This is a genomic window from Parafrankia soli, assembly GCF_001854695.1.
GTDB lineage: Bacteria > Actinomycetota > Actinomycetes > Frankiales > Frankiaceae > Parafrankia > Parafrankia soli.
The window spans coordinates 1-1,615 of sequence record NZ_MAXA01000161.1 but is presented as its reverse complement, the minus strand read 5'-3'; the positions used below and the strand labels follow the sequence as shown (position 1 = coordinate 1,615).

Below are 1,615 nucleotides of genomic sequence, written 5' to 3'. Positions count from 1 at the left end.
GGTGCTGGGGAGGTCGGGAAGATCGGGAAGGATGCGGAAGCCGTCCTTGCGTGCGTTCAGCAGCACCCTGCTGAGGGGCATGTAGACGGTCTGGCCGTTGGCGTCGACGCCCATGGGGATGTCGTCCCAGGCGGACGTCGCGTCCCGGCGAGCAAGCGCGCCCATCAGTGACCCGCCTCGTCGCTGTCGCCCCAGGCCGCCTGCTGCTCGGCGTAGTAGTCCTTGAGGACTCCGTCCAGCCGGTTGCCCAGCTCCGCGAGACGAGGCTCGTGTCGCGCCATGTCGATGGCGTTGCTGATCAATCCGTGCGTGCCGTTGAAGTGGCGATCGAACGCGGACGACTCGCCGAGCCGCCCCTCGACGCGCTGGCGCAGGCACTCCAGGGTCGCCCGTTCGGCTTGGGTGAGGCGGTCCGCGCCCGAGCCGTGTGCGATGGCGTGGCGCAGGGCCGCGAGGACGTTCCCAGCCCACGGCGGCCGAAGTCCCTGATCGGTGATCGTGTTCTCGCGGACGAAGTCCTCGAAGGTCGGCATCAGGCAGCCGCCCCGACGATCCGGTACCGCACGCCCTTGCCGCCGCGCCCCTTGCCGTCGCCGTCACGGATCACGCGGCCCTCGGCCACCGCCGCGTCCAGCTCGCGACGCACCCGCTCGATGTCGGCCGCGTTCGGCGCCTCGCCCAGCCACGCCTTGGCGATTTCCGGCGCGGTCGCGCCCTCCTCGGCGCCGGCGACGACGTCGACGATGTCGCGCGGCTTGAGCGCCAGGGTGACGTCCTTGCTGGTGACGCGGATGCCTCGGCCGAGCAGCCACAGCTTGGCGTCGAAGACGTCGCGGCTTCCGATCCTGGTGAAGGCCAGGCGCAACGCCTCGTCGCCGGTCATCGAGCGCAGCAGGGTGACTTCGCGCATGCGGGCGATGGCGTCGTCGACGTTGCGGATGCCCTCGCGTTGGGCGATCTTCCATGCGCCCCAGGTTTCGCTGATGGCGACCATCCAGCGCTTGCCGAAGTCGCCGACCTTGACGCCCTGGAACCGCAGGCCTTCGTCGATGCGCTTCCACCGTCGCGCGAACGCGAGGGTGATCTCCAGTAGTGCGGGTCCGGTCAGGCTCATGACCGGGAAGAACCACTCGTCCCACTCGGCGGGCGTACTGGTGCCGTACCCGTAGTTGATGCCCGCGCTGATCAGCGCGATGGACCAGGAGACAAGGTGGAAGGCTCCGCCGTGCTCGCCGCGTAGTGCGGCGATGGTGACCATGGTGATGCCGACGATGGCGGTGCCGTCGAGCGCGACCAGGGGCAGCCACACCAGCCAGGACGGCAGGTCCAGGCCGGCGACATCCTCGCCGGCCCACTTGATCAGGTGGGCGCCGGACAGGGCGGTCGGAGCCACGATCACCGCGGTCAACGCGATGGCGGCGACGCGCCACAGCTTCTCCACGGCTGACATGGGCTTCGTCTCGATCTCGCCGCCCGCCCTCTTGGGCTTCTTGACCTTCTCGGCCTTGCCGTCCCTCTCGGGGCTGGTGTCGGTCACCACGGTCGACGCCGACTCAGTGCCGCCGTCGTCGACAACTGTCTTCTTGTAGTCATGAACGGGTGCCGAGTCCGGGGG

Annotated in this window: 2 protein-coding genes; both read right to left on the bottom strand. The window is 69.5% G+C overall.

The window, feature by feature from the left end:
* Positions 1-164: 164 nt before the first annotated feature.
* Positions 165-533, bottom strand: coding sequence for a hypothetical protein (locus tag BBK14_RS13975; protein WP_071062656.1), 369 nt, complete (start codon positions 531-533; stop codon positions 165-167).
* Positions 533-1,615: DUF2637 domain-containing protein (locus tag BBK14_RS38270; RefSeq protein WP_071062653.1), on the bottom strand; the 1,083-nt coding region annotated here is incomplete at its 5' end. The genes BBK14_RS38270 and BBK14_RS13975, both read right to left, overlap by 1 nt.

Excerpts from the sequence above, each read along its gene's own strand:
- BBK14_RS13975 (WP_071062656.1), bottom strand. The coding sequence starts at position 533 with ATGCCGACCTTCGAGGACTTCGTCCGCGAGAACACGATCACCGATCAG.